Annotated in this window: 14 protein-coding genes; 9 read left to right on the forward strand and 5 right to left on the reverse strand. The window is 68.3% G+C overall.

Going from position 1 to position 14,213, the window contains the following annotated elements:
• Window positions 1–261 precede the first annotated feature (261 nt).
• Window positions 262–2,505: a RelA/SpoT family protein gene (locus tag ASG63_RS00520; protein WP_056211009.1), complete on the reverse strand. Its 2,244-nt coding sequence runs from the start codon at window positions 2,503–2,505 to the stop codon at window positions 262–264.
• Window positions 2,506–2,689: 184 nt separating this feature from the next.
• Complete coding sequence (gene rpoZ / locus ASG63_RS00525; RefSeq protein WP_056211011.1) at window positions 2,690–3,100, reverse strand: DNA-directed RNA polymerase subunit omega; 411 nt, start codon at window positions 3,098–3,100, stop codon at window positions 2,690–2,692.
• A gap of 231 nt (window positions 3,101–3,331) precedes the next feature.
• Between rpoZ and ASG63_RS00530 the strand changes: the two genes are divergently transcribed.
• The 5 genes from ASG63_RS00530 to fabF all read left to right on the forward strand — a co-directional run bounded on the left by ASG63_RS00530 (window position 3,332) and on the right by fabF (window position 7,832).
• Window positions 3,332–4,054 (forward strand): carbonic anhydrase, encoded by a 723-nt coding sequence (locus ASG63_RS00530; RefSeq protein ID WP_056211013.1) that lies wholly within the window; start codon window positions 3,332–3,334, stop codon window positions 4,052–4,054.
• Between the two features lie 117 nt (window positions 4,055–4,171).
• Window positions 4,172–5,113, forward strand: coding sequence for an ACP S-malonyltransferase (fabD, locus tag ASG63_RS00535; RefSeq protein WP_056211430.1), 942 nt, complete (start codon window positions 4,172–4,174; stop codon window positions 5,111–5,113).
• Window positions 5,114–5,129: 16 nt separating this feature from the next.
• Window positions 5,130–5,870, forward strand: a complete 741-nt coding sequence (gene fabG / locus ASG63_RS00540) for a 3-oxoacyl-[acyl-carrier-protein] reductase (RefSeq protein WP_056211015.1) — start codon at window positions 5,130–5,132, stop codon at window positions 5,868–5,870.
• A 374-nt stretch (window positions 5,871–6,244) separates the two neighbouring features.
• Window positions 6,245–6,481, forward strand: coding sequence for an acyl carrier protein (locus tag ASG63_RS00545; protein ID WP_018044468.1), 237 nt, complete (start codon window positions 6,245–6,247; stop codon window positions 6,479–6,481).
• An 88-nt stretch (window positions 6,482–6,569) separates the two neighbouring features.
• Entirely contained in the window at window positions 6,570–7,832 is a 1,263-nt protein-coding gene (gene fabF / locus ASG63_RS00550; RefSeq protein ID WP_056211018.1) for a beta-ketoacyl-ACP synthase II, read from the forward strand.
• Between the two features lie 11 nt (window positions 7,833–7,843).
• Here the strand turns inward: fabF and ASG63_RS24855 are convergent, their stop codons facing one another.
• The 3 genes from ASG63_RS24855 to ASG63_RS24865 are packed head-to-tail and all read right to left on the reverse strand — an operon-like array spanning window position 7,844 to window position 9,107.
• Complete coding sequence (locus tag ASG63_RS24855) at window positions 7,844–8,107, reverse strand: hypothetical protein (protein WP_156394033.1); 264 nt, start codon at window positions 8,105–8,107, stop codon at window positions 7,844–7,846.
• Window positions 8,108–8,147: 40 nt separating this feature from the next.
• Window positions 8,148–8,696, reverse strand: a complete 549-nt coding sequence (locus ASG63_RS24860; RefSeq protein ID WP_156394034.1) for a hypothetical protein — start codon at window positions 8,694–8,696, stop codon at window positions 8,148–8,150.
• 9 nt (window positions 8,697–8,705) lie between these two features.
• Window positions 8,706–9,107 (reverse strand): hypothetical protein, encoded by a 402-nt coding sequence (locus tag ASG63_RS24865; protein WP_156394035.1) that lies wholly within the window; start codon window positions 9,105–9,107, stop codon window positions 8,706–8,708.
• A 296-nt stretch (window positions 9,108–9,403) separates the two neighbouring features.
• Between ASG63_RS24865 and mltG the strand changes: the two genes are divergently transcribed.
• From mltG to ASG63_RS00570, 4 genes are all read left to right on the forward strand, one after another.
• Window positions 9,404–10,765, forward strand: a complete 1,362-nt coding sequence (gene mltG / locus ASG63_RS00555; protein ID WP_056211020.1) for an endolytic transglycosylase MltG — start codon at window positions 9,404–9,406, stop codon at window positions 10,763–10,765.
• 378 nt (window positions 10,766–11,143) lie between these two features.
• Window positions 11,144–12,022: a YicC/YloC family endoribonuclease gene (locus tag ASG63_RS00560; protein ID WP_056211022.1), complete on the forward strand. Its 879-nt coding sequence runs from the start codon at window positions 11,144–11,146 to the stop codon at window positions 12,020–12,022.
• A 12-nt stretch (window positions 12,023–12,034) separates the two neighbouring features.
• Entirely contained in the window at window positions 12,035–12,697 is a 663-nt protein-coding gene (gene gmk / locus ASG63_RS00565) for a guanylate kinase (protein ID WP_056211024.1), read from the forward strand.
• A gap of 100 nt (window positions 12,698–12,797) precedes the next feature.
• Window positions 12,798–14,195: a dihydrolipoyl dehydrogenase gene (locus tag ASG63_RS00570; RefSeq protein ID WP_056211026.1), complete on the forward strand. Its 1,398-nt coding sequence runs from the start codon at window positions 12,798–12,800 to the stop codon at window positions 14,193–14,195.
• Window positions 14,196–14,213 lie beyond the last annotated feature (18 nt).

Raw genomic sequence — 14,213 nt, forward strand, 5'->3', positions numbered from 1 at the left:
AAGAACGGATTGATCACGCAACGAAGCTTTGTCGACTGAAATACCTTCTGATTGTTTAAAGCCGTATCACGTCAGAAGTCAAATTTCGTCGGATATGAATTCGGGCAGACAGCAATCTGCAGAAGTTCACGCCAGAAATACAACCGTCGCTGCGTGCCGCATCGGGTCCTTCGCGTTCTCGTCCTCACGCGATCGGATGGGCGAAAGGGGAGCGGCAGGCGGCCAAATAGACGCTTCGGATTTTTTAAGCGCGCCTTCGCCTCAGCCGTTGACGCGTTCGACCTTGTTCACGGTCCGCTTTCCGCGAAGCTCAGAGATGATGGCGTTCAGGTGCTTCAGGTCCCAGACCGAGAGATCAATGACGATTTGGGTGAAATCCTGCGTCTTCCGCTTCATCGAAACATTGTCGATATTGCCGTCATGATCGGCGATCACCTGAGCGATCTGTGCGAGGACGCCGGGCTCGTTGATCGATTGCAGGGCGAGACGTGCCGGAAAGCGCTCGCTCGTCCCGGCCTCGACGTCCCAGCGCACGTCAAGCCAGCAATCGGGCTCGTTGTCGAAATCGGCGAGGGCAGCCGACTGGATCGGGTAGATCGTGACGCCGACGCCCGACGTCAGGATACCGACGATGCGGTCGCCCGGAACAGCACCACCGTTGGGCGCAAAGCTGACCGGCAGGTCGCTGTCGAGACCGCGGATCGGAATCCCGTCCGAGCGGCCATGCTCCGCGCTTCGCCCCTCCGGGAAGGTCAGCCGCATGGTCTGATCCTTGGACAGACTGAGGCGCCCGGCTCCGTCGGTCGAGGTCGGCTGCGGCAGGGGTGCCGGGGCACCGCGGCGCTCGTCCTTGTAGTCCGGATAGACCGCCCGCACGACATCGCCCGAGAACATCTCGCCCCGTCCGACGGCGGCGAAGACATCTTCGGTGCTCTGACGAGCGAGACGGGGCAGCGCCCCGCGGAGCTTATCCTCCGAGAAGCTCTTGGCCGCCCGCTCGAAGGCACGATCGAGGATCTGGCGTCCGAGGCCCGCATATTGGCGCCGGACGGCCGAGCGGGTCGCGCGCCGGATCGCCGAACGCGCCTTACCGGTCACCACCAGGGATTCCCACGCAGCAGGCGGCGAGGCGCCATCCGACCGGGCGATCTCGACTTCGTCGCCATTGACGAGTTCGTGCAGCAGCGGTGCCATGCGGCCGTTGATCTTGGCACCCACCGCCGAGTTCCCAACGTCCGTATGGACGGCGTAGGCGAAATCGATCGGGGTCGCCCCGCGGGGGAGGGCGATCAGGCGACCCTTCGGTGTGAAACAGAACACCTGGTCCTGGAAGAGTTCGAGCTTGGTGTGCTCCAGGAATTCTTCGGGGCTGTCGCCCTCAGCCAGGAGTTCGATGGTTCGACGCAGCCATTGGTAGGCGCCGCTCTCGGTCGCGAGACGCGGGTGTCCACCGCCGATCTCGTCCTTGCCGCCGCTCTCCTTGTAGTGAGCGTGCGCCGCGATGCCGTACTCGGCGATCTCGTCCATGGCCGCCGTGCGGATCTGCAGCTCGACGCGCTGGCTCTTCGGGCCGATCACCGTGGTGTGAATCGAACGGTAGTCGTTCTGCTTCGGCGTCGAGATGTAGTCCTTGTACCGGCTTGGGACCATCGGCCAGCTCGTGTGCACGACACCGAGAGCGCCGTAGCAATCGGCCAGGGTCTCGACCACGACACGGAAGCCGAAGATGTCGGACAACTGCTCGAAGGCGACCGACTTGCGCTCCATCTTGGCCGAGATGGAGTAGGGCCGCTTCTGCCGCCCCGTGACGACGGCCTTGATGTCCTGGGCCGCGAGCTTGGCGGTCAGGTCATGCTCGATGCTCTCGACGAGGCGTTCCGACTTGGCGGAGAGGTCGGACAGCCGCTGGGCGATGGTGGCGTAGATCTCCGGCTTGAGATTGCGGAGCGCGAGATCCTCGAGTTCCTCGCGCAACTCCTGCATGCCCATCCGCCCGGCGAGCGGCGCATAGATGTCGAGGGTCTCCTGTGCGATCCGCTCGCGCTTGTCCGCCCGCATGTGGTGGAGTGTACGCATGTTGTGCAAGCGGTCGGCGAGCTTGACGAGCAGCACCCGGACATCGGCCGCCACCGCCAGGAGCAGCTTGCGGAAATTCTCCCCCTGCGCCGCCCGCTTGGACACGAGGTCGAGGCGCTTCAGCTTGGTCAGGCCGTCCACCAGGGCGCCGATCTCCGGGCTGAAAAGCTCGCGGATCTCGTCCAGGGTCGCCGCCGTATCCTCCACGGTGTCGTGCAGAACGGCCGCCACGATCGTGGCATCGTCGAGCCGGAGGTCGGTGAGGATCGCGGCGACTTCGAGGGGGTGGGCGAAGAAAGGGTCCCCGGAGGCCCGTTTCTGCGTGCCGTGGGCGCGCATGGCGTAGACGTAGGCGCGGTTCAGCAGGGCCTCGTTCGCGGCGGGATTGTAGCGCTTCACCCGCTCGACAAGTTCGTATTGGCGCATCATCCGCCGGAAGACCCTTTCACGCGCGACGGCCCCGGTACCGGATCCGTTCCCATGATGTGTCCCGCATCGCACGCGGGCACGCCAGCCCCACGGCGTCGCATCGGCCGCGATTCCGGGGTCCCGAGACGAAAAAACCCGGCGCAGCGGCCGGGTCCTTCATCGGATCTGGGGAATCGACGATGGCCTACTCGGCCTCGTCGTCCGTCTCGGTGGGCGGCGCCAGGTTCTCGAGGCCGCGTAGCAGGTCTTCCTCGCTCATGCGATCGAACTGGACGGCGCTGTCGTCGCTGGAGGAGGGGGGGGCGACGGCGGCAGCGGCCGGCGAGCTCGACAGCAGCGGCACGGTCTCGGCCTCCGGCTCGTCGACCTCGACGTACTTCTGCATCGAGTGGATGAGCTGCTCCTTCAGGTCGTCCGCGGTGATCGTCTCGTCGCCGATCTCGCGCAGGGCGCAGACGGGGTTCTTGTCGCGGTCGCGATCGATCGTCAGCGGCGCGCCGGCGGCGAGCAGGCGAGCACGGTGGCTGGCCAGCAGAACCAGCTCGAAGCGGTTCTCGACCTTGTCGATGCAGTCTTCAACGGTGACGCGAGCCATGGCGGACGGCTCCTTCCTCGGACGGAATTTCTGGGCTGAGCCCGCCTCATACACCCCTTGACGCCGGGCAACAAGCGCTGCGGCGGGTCTATCCCGTTGCGCACGTTCGGCGATCCTCCGGCAATCCCTTTCTGCGGTCCCGCATAACGCCTCAGCGACGCGGTGCTGCGGCACGGTTTAGAAGATCCGGGCGCGGCGGTGCATCGGCCGGGCGAGGGGGGATATTCCACCATGACCACGATACTCAGTCGTCGCAGCCTGCTCGGCTGTGGATGCCGGCTCGGGGCCGGATGCTTCGCGGCCACGGCGTTGCCGACCCTCGCCTTCGCCGCGGCGCCTTCGACCAAGAAGACGACCCTGACCGCCGACCAGGCGCTGGAGGCCCTGAAGGAAGGCAACCGCCTCTACCAGACCGACAGCCCTGTCCGCGCGGTCCAGGGTCGCGAGCGCCGGATCGAGATCGCGCTGGGCCAGACCCCGTTCGTGGTGCTGGTGAGCTGCTCAGATTCACGCGTGTCGCCGGAGATCCTGTTCGGGCGCGGCCTCGGCGAGCTGTTCATCGTGCGCAACGCCGGCAATTGCGTCGACACCGCCGCTCTGGGCTCCATCGAGTACGGCGTCTCGCAGCTCGGCGTGCCCCTGGTGCTGGTGATGGGCCACAGCCGCTGCGGCGCGGTGGAAGCGGCGATCGACGTCGTTCAGAACAACACTGTGTTTCCGGGTTCGATCGGCCGGATGATCGAGCCGATCGTGCCCGCGGTGCTGTCGCAGCGCGACAAGCCCGGCGACTTCACCGAGAACTGCGTGCGCGCCAACGTCAACCGGGTGGTGGAGCGCCTGCGCAGCGCTTCGGAGCCGTCGCTCCTCGATCCCCTGAAGGCCGGCAAGCTTCGGATCGTCGGAGCCTCCTACAGCCTCGATTCCGGCACGGTCGACTTCTTCAACGGGGTGTAGGGCGCCCGGCCTCGCTGCGGTGCCATGTTGACACAGGTGGCGGGCGGTGCGACTGCGCCGCCCTTCCTGTCCCGGGCCGAGCCTCTCGGGGCGACCCGGCACGACGAGGACTTCACCATGGCGCGCGCTTGCATCTTCCCCGGCCAGGGCAGTCAGGCCGTCGGCATGGGACGGGCGCTGGCCGAACACTTCCATCAGGCCCGCGACGTGTTCGCGGAGGTCGACGAGGCCCTGGGCCAGCCGCTCTCCCGCCTGATGTTCGAGGGCCCGGTGGAGGAACTGACCCTCACCGCCAACGCCCAGCCCGCCCTGATGGCCGCGAGCCTCGCGACCCTGCGGGTGCTGGAGGCCGAGCGCGGCCTCGACCTGAAGCGGGACGTCGCCTGCGTGGCCGGCCATTCCCTGGGCGAGTACACGGCCTTGTGCGCCGCCGGCACCTTCTCCATCGCGGACGCCGCCCGGTTGCTGCGCATCCGCGGCACCGCCATGCAGGACGCGGTGGCCCCCGGGGCCGGCGCCATGGCGGCCTTGATCGGGGCCGATGCCGAGACCGCGCAGGCGATCGCCGCGGAGGCCGCCGAGGGCGCGGTCTGCGAGGTGGCCAACGACAACGGCGGTGGCCAGGTGGTGCTTTCCGGCGACAAGGACGCGGTCGAGCGGGCCGTGGCCCTGGCCCCGGGGCGGGGGATCAAGCGCGCGGTCCTGCTCAACGTCTCGGCCCCGTTTCACTGCTCGCTGATGGCGCCGGCCGCCGCTCGTATGCAGAGAGCACTTGTCGAGGTCGCGATGCACAGCCCCGTGGTGCCGGTCTACGCCAACGTGCTGGCCGCGCCCCTCACCGATCCCGCCGCGATTCGCGAGGCCCTGGTCGCCCAGGTCACCGGAACCGTGCGCTGGCGCGACTGCGTCGCCGCCATGGCGGCCGCTGGGGTCGACCAGTTCACCGAGATCGGCACCGGCAAGGTGCTCACCGGACTCGTCAAGCGGATCGCCGCCGGCGCGTCGGCGAGCGCGGTCGGCACCCCCGACGACATCGCCGCGTTCCCTGCCTTCGGCTGAACCTCGAGGAAAGCCCATGTTCGACCTGACCGGCCGCAAGGCCCTCGTCACCGGCGCCACCGGCGGCCTCGGCGGCGCCATCGCCCGGGGGCTGTACGCGCAGGGCGCGACCCTCGCCATCTCGGGCACGCGCCAGGCGGCCCTGGAGGCCTTCGCGGCCGAGCTCGGGGGTGAGCGAATCCACGTCGTGCCGGGCGACCTCTCCGACAAGGCCTCGGTGGAGGCCCTGGTGCCGGCGGCGGAGGCGGCGCTGGGCGGCCTCGACATCCTGGTCAACAACGCCGGCATCACCCGCGACAACCTCGTGCTGCGCATGAAGGACGACGAGTGGGACGCGGTGATCGCCGTCAACCTCTCGGCGGCGTTCCGGCTGTCGCGGGCGGCCGTGAAGGGCATGATGAAGCGCCGCCACGGCCGCATCGTGAACATCGGCTCGGTGGTGGGCGCCACCGGCAATCCGGGCCAGGTCAACTACGCCGCCGCCAAGGCGGGCCTGGTGGGCATGACCAAGGCCCTGGCGGCCGAGGTCGCCACCCGCAACCTCACGGTCAACTGCATCGCGCCGGGCTTCATCACCTCGCCGATGACCGACGCGCTGAACGAGAAGCAGCGCGAGGGCATCCTCGGCCGCGTCCCCATGGGGCGGCTGGGCACCGGCGCCGACATCGCCGCCGCCGCGATCTACCTCGCCTCCGACGAGGCCGCCTACGTCACCGGCCAGACCCTGCACGTGAACGGCGGCATGGCCATGTATTGAGGGGTTCTGACCCCCGGTTTCGCTGCGGCGCACAGACCAAAAAACAGGCGATTGGCTCGAAAAGGCCACACCGATGAACGGGTTGTGAACAGCCTCTCGCCAGCGTCGGAACCCTGTGTTAACACCCCGGCTGCCGTGCGAGGGGGGTGCCGATTCAGCGTGTTGCGGAGGTTTGAAAAACGTGGGTCACTGACTGGACAAGTCCGGTGACTTGCCCGAAACGCGCGATCGAACACACCGGCCGCTCCATCCGAACAGGTCGTCCCGGGACGGGACGGCGGCCACGGCACCTTCACCGACCTTCCACCAGCAAGTCTCTTCACCCACAAGATCCTTGCACCATCACGACCTTGAAGAGCTAAGGACCAAGACCGATGAGCGATATCGCTGAGCGCGTGAAGAAGATCGTTGTCGAGCACCTCGGCGTGGAGCCGGAGAAGGTGGTCGAGGGCGCGAACTTCATCGATGATCTCGGCGCCGACAGCCTCGACACCGTCGAGCTCGTGATGGCGTTCGAGGAAGAGTTCAACGTCGAGATCCCCGACGACGCCGCCGAGACCATCCAGACGGTCGGCGATGCGGTGAAGTTCCTCGAGAAGAACTCCGCTTAAACGTCACGGGTCGTGCGTCCGCGGGGTCCCCTGAAACGGACCCCGCGCGCCATTCGTTGTGATGACAGGACCGGTTCGGGATAGCGCGATGCGTCGGGTAGTGGTGACGGGCTTGGGGATGGTGACGCCGCTGGCCAGCGGGGTCGAAGCCACCTGGAGCCGGTTGATCGCCGGCGAATCGGCGGCCAAGGTCGTGACGGCGTTCCCCGTCGACGATCTCGCCTGCCGCATCGCCTGTTCCGTGCCCTTCGGCGACGGCAGCGACGGCAGCTTCAATCCCGACGCCTTCATGGAGGTGAAGGAGCAGCGCAAGGTCGATCCGTTCATCGTCTACGCGATGGCGGCCGCCGGCGAGGCCCTGAACGACGCCGACTGGCACCCGACCTCCTACGAAGACCAGTGCGCCACCGGCGTCATGGTCGGCTCCGGCATCGGCGGCATCGGCGGCATCTACGACGCCTCGGTGACCCTGCACGACAAGGGCCCGCGCCGGATCTCCCCCTTCTTCATTCCCGGCCGCATCATCAATCTGGCTTCGGGCCAGATCTCGATCGCGCACGGCCTGAAGGGCCCGAACCACGCGGTGGTGACGGCCTGCTCCACCGGCGCCCACGCCATCGGCGACGCGGCCCGGCTGATCCAGTTCGGCGATGCCGACGTCATGGTGGCGGGCGGCGCCGAATCGCCGGTGAACCGCCTCGCGCTCGCCGGCTTCGCCGCCTGCCGCGCCCTCTCCACCGGCTTCAACGACGCGCCCACCAAGGCCTCGCGCCCCTACGACCGCGACCGCGACGGCTTCGTCATGGGCGAGGGCGCCGGCGTCGTCGTGCTCGAGGAGTACGAGCACGCCAAGGCCCGCGGCGCCAAGATCTACGCCGAGGTGATCGGCTACGGCCTCACGGGCGACGCCTACCACATCACCTCGCCGGCCCCGGACGGCGACGGCGCCTTCCGCTGCATGAGCGCCGCTGTGAAGCGCGCCGGCATCCAGGCCTCGGACCTCGACTACATCAACGCCCACGGCACCTCGACGCCCATGGGCGACGAGCTGGAGCTGAAGGCCGTGGAGCGCCTGCTCGGCGACCACGCGGCCCAGGCCTCGATGTCCTCCACCAAGTCCTCCATCGGCCACCTGCTCGGCGCCGCCGGCTCCGTGGAAGCGATCTTCTCGATCCTGGCCATCCGCGACGGCATCCTGCCCCCGACCCTCAACCTCGACACCCCCTCCGTCGAGACCGCGATCGACCTCGTGCCGCACGAGGCCAAGCGCAAGCGGGTGGATACGGTGCTGTCGAATTCGTTCGGGTTCGGTGGGACGAATGCGAGCTTGGTGATGCGCCGGGTGGATTGAAATCCAACCCGTTACTCGTCGATACGACACGCTAGACCTGCTATTATAGCTGCATGTCGCAGATTATGCCGATCTGTATCGGCAGCCGCGATCTTTCTTTGCTCCACATTGACGCCCGCGTCATTCAATGCCGCTTTAAACTCATTCTGGAAGCGCGCTTCGACGATCCGATCCATTGGATCGGTGAGCATGATGACGCGTTTTGGTTGGCGACGAGCAATTTCACTCGCATAATCAATGGGATCGACGAAGTCGGCATACCCGGTCACGTCCATCGTCAATCTAAGCGCCATTCCGCGCTGACGAACCGCAACATTACCCGACGCGATAATGGCGCAACCAATGTCGTCTCGCCGTGCGAGAAGCGCTCCAACCAGATGGCCGCCCCCCGGAGAAACCGGCCAGATCGAAGAATTTCCAACCGGACCGGCCCTTCAACGCATCAAGCGCAGCGTCCACCAAGGCGACTTCACGTGGCCTTCGACGCTCCAAGTGATGACCTGTAGAGCCAAATATTCCCGGCCGCGCCAAATTGATCAAGGTCCGACCTGCGGAGGCCGCGTAGAAGCTCACCTCACCTTGCATCAGGTTCGGCGTCAGCTTTTGGTAGAACTCTGCCACGCGCCAGAGCGGAGGTTCTCCGTAGGGCGATGCCAAATGAACCACATCGCCTTCCAGAAAGACCAAAGGCGATCGTTTCTCTGTTCCTGCCTCAGCCTTATAGAAGCGCAAACAATCGTTGCGTCCCTCGACCGAAAACCGAATTTGATGTGCGCCACCGCAATCGCCGGAAAGGCACCCCTCAAGAACGTCATCTGCAGAGAATGGCACCTCGTCCATTGAACCCAAGTCTCGGAGGATCATCACCGACCTCTACAGGCGTGAGGAAACAGAGCTGACGCGTATGTCCCGAACCGGCGCGATGCGCTTCTTCGGCACAAGGACGACCACAGCGGTCACAAAGGCAAGGAGGATCAATAAGCATATTCGGATCACGCCAATGTGCCGATGTATAATGCGAACAATAGCCGTATTATTGAGATAGGCAGAATTTTTGAAAATCAAATACAGAAAACTACCAAAGAACGTATAAGCGCTTAAAATAAGTATGATACTGAAAATTCCGTCGTTGGCCGGATGGCGAGGCGTCAATCCGGTGATCGAGAGGGTAAACACAATAAAGAACGGAGACAGCAAAAATCCGGCAATGATATTTCCGCATCTCATGTGAAAAACATGCAATCTGCCAAGGGCATAGACTTTAGCATAGGGCATAATTGAAGGCTATCGATAGCATCGATCGATTGTGCATGCCTTCTCAGTCAATATGTGTCGAGCGCCGAACTTCCTCTCGGCAAAAACCGGTCGCCGCCCCGCGCTCCGCCGACCGGAAGAATCGCCAAGGCTCAGCCGTCTTGCCGGTTCGGCCCATCCCCCCTTCGCCACAAAACCCACCAAGTTCGCACGCAAAACTGTTCGTCCCGTGCGCCCCCCTCGACTCGGGCGCATGGTCTCCCCTAAAAAATCCGGCGGCGGCCGGGGCGGGGACCTGAGGCCCGAACAGGATGTCCATGTTCTTCCGCAAACGCCCAGATCCGGCGCAGACGCCGGTGCCCTCCGACGAGCCGGCCCTGCCCAACCGGCTCTCGCCCCGCAGCCCCAGCGAGGCGATCAAGCCCACCGCCGCGCCGCCGCCGCCCGACCGTCCGGTCCGTGAGCGCGGCGGGCTGCTGGCCCGCATCTCCGGCCTGCTCACCGCCTCCGTGGTGCTGGCCATCGCGGTGATGATCGGCGTGACCCTGTTCGAGCGCCAGACCAAGGAGCCGGGTCCGCTGCCCGCCGACAAGGTCGTGGTCATCCCGCCCCGCAGCGGCACCACCGAGATCGCCGAGGCGCTCAGCCGCGAGGGCGTCATCACCCACACCGCCCTGTTCGAGTGGGCCGCCCGCTTCTCGGGCAAAGCCCTCAAGGCCGGCGAGTACACCTTCAAGGCCCATGCGAGCATCGGGGAGGCCATCGAGACCCTGTCCTCCGGCCGGCAGGTGCAGCACGCCATCACCTTCCCGGAGGGGCTGACCTCCGAGCAGATCGTGATGCGCCTCAACGACAACGACGTGCTCACCGGCGACGTCAACGAGATCCCGCCCGAGGGCTCGCTCCTGCCCGACACCTACAAGTTCGAGCGCGGCGCCACCCGGCAGCAGATCGTCAACCTGATGCGCGCCAAGCAGCGCGAGGTCCTGAACCAGATCTGGCTGCGCCGCTCGGCCGAGATCCCGGTGAAGACGCCGGCCGAGATGGTGACGCTGGCCTCCATCGTGGAGAAGGAGACCGGCCGGGCCGACGAGCGGCCCCGCGTCGCCGGGGTGTTCGTCAATCGCCTGAACAAGCGCATGAAGCTGCAGTCGGACCCCACCATCGTGTACGGGCTGGTGGGCGGGCGCGGCACCCTCGGGCGCGGCATCCAGCGGGCCGAGATCGAGCGCGCCACGCCCTACAACACCTACGTGATCGAGGGCCTCCCCCCGGGCCCCATCGCCAATCCGGGCCGCGCCGCCCTGGAGGCCGTGGCCAACCCCTCGCGCACCAAGGACCTGTTCTTCGTGGCCGACGGCACCGGGGGCCACGCCTTCGCCGAGACCCTGGAAGGCCATTCCCGCAACGTCGCCCGCTGGCGCCAAGTCGAGCGCGCCCGCCAGACGCCGACGCCGGACGCGGTGGTCGACAAGGCCGATCCGCCGGGTGCGCCCACCGTCCCCGGCACCGCCTCGGCCTACGCCCCCGACGGCACCAACATGGCCGCCAGCCCCGACGGCGCCGGCAACCGCGCGAAGGCCTTCGACGCCTCCGAGGGCACGCGCCTCGACCCCCTGCGCAACAAGACCTTCGACCTGAACTCGCCCAAGACCGTGCCGGTGCTCAAGCAGCCGTAGCGTCCGCCCACGCAACCGGGTGATCCACCCCGTCATCCCGGGGCCGCGCAGCGGAGCCCGGGATCCAGACACACAGGTGGGGCAAGGCCTTGCGCCGTCGGCGGCTCTGGATTGCACGCCTCCGGCGCGCCCCTGCGGGTCCGGGCTCGCCTGCGGCGCCCCGGAATGACGGGGTGTCATACGAACTCCGTTTGATCCCTTCGGGATGGCGGAGTTCGGCTTCGCTCAAGCGCCGCGCGGGCTGAGCGATACGGACCCCGCTTGAATCAAGCGGAGCCCGTATCATTTCCTGCAACCGACCCGCCTCCGCAACCGGCATGGTCCCCCGACCACCCCCAGCCTCTCCCCACAGGGGCCGGGACGAACGCGAAGACAGCCATGATCCTCTCCAGCATGACGGGCTTCGCCCGCGCCGCCGGCTCCACCGGGCCGGTCCAGTGGGCCTGGGAGGTCCGCAGCGTGAACGGGCGGGGGCTCGACGTGCGCCTGCGCGTTCCCAACGGCTACGACGCCGTGGGCGAGGTCGCCCGCACCGCCCTGCAGAAGACCCTGGCGCGGGGCCAGTGCCAGCTCTCCCTCACCCTCACCCGGCCGGAGGCGGCGCCCCGCGTCCGGATCAACGAGGCGCTGCTCGGCCAGCTCGCCGCCGCCATCGCGCGGGTGCCCCGGCCCGAGGGCGTGGCGCCCGCCACCCTCGACGGGCTGCTCGGCATCCGGGGCGTCGTCGAGGCCGACGAGGAGCCGGGGGCCGACGCGGAGGCCCTGGCCCGCGACCTCGCCGAGGGCGTCGTTCGCCTCGTCGCCGACCTCGTGGAGGCGCGCCGGGCCGAGGGGCGGGCCCTGCGCGGGGTCATCGAGGGCCAGCTCGCCGCGATGGCCCGGCTCACCGCCGCCGCCGAGGCCTGCCCGGCCCGCAAGCCCGAGGCCGTGAGGGCGCGCCTCGCCGCCACCGTCGCGACGCTGCTGGAGGCGGGCCACCTCGATCCCGACCGCCTGCACCAGGAGGCCGTGCTGCTCGCCGCCAAGGCCGACGTCCGCGAAGAGCTCGACCGCCTCCAGGCCCACTTCGCCAGCGCGGCCGAGCTCCTGGCCGCCGGGGGCGCCATCGGGCGCAAGCTCGACTTCCTGGCCCAGGAGCTCGGGCGCGAGGCCAATACCCTGTGCGCCAAGGCGAATGACATCGCGCTGTCGCGGATCGGACTCGACTTGAAGGCCGTGGTGGAGCAATTCCGGGAGCAGGTTCAGAACGTCGAGTAGGTTTTTTCAGCGATGCGGGACGCTTTGACGATGGAGGCCGGGGTGATCGCGCGGCGCGGGTTCATCCTCATCCTGTCCTCCCCCTCGGGCGCGGGCAAGACGACCCTGACCCGGGCCGTCGCCGCCGACCCGAAATGGGGCCTCGACCTCTCGATCTCGGTGACGACCCGGCAGCGCCGCCCGTCCGAGATCGACGGCAAGCACTACACCTTCATCGACCGCGAGGCCTTCGACGCCCTGCGCAGCGCCGACAACCTGCTCGAATGGGCCGAGGTGCACGGCAATTTCTACGGCACCCCGCGCCGCCCGGTGGAGAAGGTGCTGGGCGCCGGCCGGGACATGATCTTCGACATCGACTACCAGGGCACCCGGCAGGTGCGCGCCAAGCTCGCCGACGACGTCGTCACGGTGTTCATCCTGCCGCCCTCGCTGGCCGAGCTGCGCCACCGCCTGGAGCGCCGGGCCGAGGATTCGCCGGACACCATCGAGAAGCGCCTCGCCAACGCCCGGATGGAGATCCAGCGCTGGACCGAGTACGACTACGTCATCGTCAACGACGACCTCGACGACGCCTTCCGCTCCCTGGAGGGCATCCTCATCGCCGAGCGCCTGAAGCGCGCCCGCCGCACCGGCCTGACCAGCTTTGTCGAGGGCCTGCTCGCCGAGCCCGACTGACGGGCGGGTTGCCGCAGACAGGAACGTTCATCGAGGCACGGGGGTTGGCCCGCGATTCCGACGGTCGGGGTCGAGAGGCGCGAACCCGAGAGCCGTCGCGATGCGCGAGAGATCCTGTGACATCGCCGTGATCGGCGCCGGCACCGCCGGTCTCGCCGCTCTCCGCGCCGCCCGCGATCGCGGCGCCGACGCCGTCCTGATCGAGGCCGGGCCGGGCGGCACCACCTGCGCCCGCGTGGGCTGCATGCCCTCGAAGCTGCTGATCACCGCCGCCAACGCTGCCCATGCGGCCCGCCACGCCGACGTCTTCGGCATCGATGCCGGCTCCGTTCGGGTGGATGGCCCCCGCGTGATGGCGCGCGTCCGGCGCGAGCGCGACCGCTTCGTGGCCGGCGTCCGCGCGGGCGTCGACGAACTGCCCGCCGAAATCCGCATCGCCGGCCGCGCCCGCTTCACCGGGCCCGACACCCTGGCGGTGGACGACCACACCGCCTTGCGCTTCCGCGCCGCGATCGTCGCCACCGGCTCCAGCCCGGCCGTCCCCGAGCCCCTGCGCGACCTCGGCGACCGGCTCCTCACCAGCGACACGGTGTTCGAGATCCCCGACCTGCCCGAGTCCCTGGCGGTGCTCGGCGGCGGCGCCGTCGGCCTCGAGCTGGCGCAGGCCATGGCCCGCCTCGGCGTCGCCGTGACCCTGTTCGACCCCGGCACGCACCTCGCCTCCCTGCGCGACGACAACCTCGCCGAGACGGCCCGCCGGCTCTTCGGGGCCGAGATGACGCTGCGCCTCGGCTGCAGGGTCACGGAGGGCGACCGCACTCCCGAGGGCGTGCGCCTGACCTGGACCGACGCGGCCGGGGCGACCGGGAGCGGCACCTTCGCGCGGGTCCTGGCGGCGGCCGGGCGGCCCCCCAACGTCCGGCATCTCGGGTTGGAGGCCGCCGGCCTCTCCCTCGACGAACACGGGATGCCGGCGTTCGACGCCCGCAGCCTGCTCTGCGCCGGCGGCCCGGTCTTCCTCGTGGGCGACGCCAACGCCGATCGGCCGGTGCTGCACGAGGCCGCCCGCCAGGGCCGGATCGCCGGCACCAACGCGGCCCGTCTCGTCGCCTCCGGCCGCCACGCCGTCGAAGCGCCCCGGCGCTGGATCAACCTCGCCATGGTGTTCACCGAGCCGCAGGCGGCGAGCGTCGGCGCGCCCTACGATCCCGCGGACGCGACCCTCGTCCGCGGCAGCGTCGATTTCGGCGACCAGGGCCGGGCCCGGATCATGGCCGAGAATGCCGGGGCGCTGCACCTCCACGCCGACCGCAGCGGCACCCTCCGGGGGGCCGAGATGCTTGGACCGGCCTGCGAGCACCTCGCCCAGTTCCTCGCCCTTGCCATCGCGGACGGGCTGACCGCCGAGGCTCTTCTCGACCGGCCGTTCTATCACCCGACGGTGGAGGAGGGGCTGAAGACCGCCCTGGAGGCGATCGTCGCCGCCCTGGACCGCTGAGCCGGAGCCGTCGCGCGA

The sequence above is a fragment of the Methylobacterium sp. Leaf94 genome, assembly GCF_001426045.1.
Taxonomy (GTDB): Bacteria; Pseudomonadota; Alphaproteobacteria; order Rhizobiales; family Beijerinckiaceae; genus Methylobacterium.

Coding starts and splice junctions, on each gene's coding strand:
- fabF (WP_056211018.1), top strand. CDS start 6,570: ATGCGTCGGGTAGTGGTGACGGGCTTGGGGATGGTGACGCCGCTGGCC.
- ASG63_RS00520 (WP_056211009.1), bottom strand. CDS start 2,505: ATGATGCGCCAATACGAACTTGTCGAGCGGGTGAAGCGCTACAATCCC.
- ASG63_RS00530 (WP_056211013.1), top strand. CDS start 3,332: ATGACCACGATACTCAGTCGTCGCAGCCTGCTCGGCTGTGGATGCCGG.
- ASG63_RS00570 (WP_056211026.1), top strand. CDS start 12,798: ATGCGCGAGAGATCCTGTGACATCGCCGTGATCGGCGCCGGCACCGCC.
- ASG63_RS24855 (WP_156394033.1), bottom strand. CDS start 8,107: ATGGACGTGACCGGGTATGCCGACTTCGTCGATCCCATTGATTATGCG.
- ASG63_RS00545 (WP_018044468.1), top strand. CDS start 6,245: ATGAGCGATATCGCTGAGCGCGTGAAGAAGATCGTTGTCGAGCACCTC.
- ASG63_RS00560 (WP_056211022.1), top strand. CDS start 11,144: ATGATCCTCTCCAGCATGACGGGCTTCGCCCGCGCCGCCGGCTCCACC.
- ASG63_RS24865 (WP_156394035.1), bottom strand. CDS start 9,107: ATGCCCTATGCTAAAGTCTATGCCCTTGGCAGATTGCATGTTTTTCAC.
- mltG (WP_056211020.1), top strand. CDS start 9,404: ATGTTCTTCCGCAAACGCCCAGATCCGGCGCAGACGCCGGTGCCCTCC.
- ASG63_RS24860 (WP_156394034.1), bottom strand. CDS start 8,696: ATGATCCTCCGAGACTTGGGTTCAATGGACGAGGTGCCATTCTCTGCA.
- fabD (WP_056211430.1), top strand. CDS start 4,172: ATGGCGCGCGCTTGCATCTTCCCCGGCCAGGGCAGTCAGGCCGTCGGC.
- gmk (WP_056211024.1), top strand. CDS start 12,035: ATGCGGGACGCTTTGACGATGGAGGCCGGGGTGATCGCGCGGCGCGGG.
- rpoZ (WP_056211011.1), bottom strand. CDS start 3,100: ATGGCTCGCGTCACCGTTGAAGACTGCATCGACAAGGTCGAGAACCGC.
- fabG (WP_056211015.1), top strand. CDS start 5,130: ATGTTCGACCTGACCGGCCGCAAGGCCCTCGTCACCGGCGCCACCGGC.